The 474-nt window shown below is 61.2% G+C and carries 1 pseudogene; it reads left to right on the top strand.

Annotated features, from left to right (window positions below):
- A pseudogene (locus EOA29_RS39895) lies at nucleotides 1–315 on the top strand (peptidase C14); the annotation flags it as partial.
- Nucleotides 316–474 lie beyond the last annotated feature (159 nt).

Genomic DNA, 474 nt, shown 5'->3' with positions numbered 1-474 from the left:
GGCATGAGCCTGCTTAATCTCGGCACGCTCGAACGCAGCGGCAAATATCTGGACGAGGCCGAAGCGGCCTTCCAGGCGACGCTCAAAGTGTTCACCCGCGACAGCCAGCCGCTGCAGTGGGCCTTCGCGCAGAACAACCTCGGCGATGTCTATTGGAACCGCGCCAGCCAGGGCGGAGGCGACGCCGATTATTTGAAAGCGATCGAGTTCTTCGAAAATGCCAAGGAGGGTTTTGTCGAAGCCGGCTACACCATCCCGATCCCGCTCACCGACAAGAAGATCGAGCTGGTGAAGCAGCAACTGGCGAAGAAATAGCCCGAGCTTGTTTTTCAGCCGGCTTTGCGGTCCCTATATGCCGATCATGGCCCCCGGCCTCTTGGGCAGCCACAAGGACTTCTCATGCTGCGACTTGCCCTGGCGCTTTTCCTGCTTGCCGTTCCGACCCTCGCCCACGCCACCGACGCGGGCTGGGCG

It is taken from the genome of Mesorhizobium sp. M1E.F.Ca.ET.063.01.1.1 (assembly GCF_003998155.1).
Classification (GTDB): Bacteria; Pseudomonadota; Alphaproteobacteria; order Rhizobiales; family Rhizobiaceae; genus Mesorhizobium.
The sequence above is the reverse complement of the archived record's forward strand: the minus strand, read 5'-3'. Positions and strand labels throughout refer to the sequence as shown.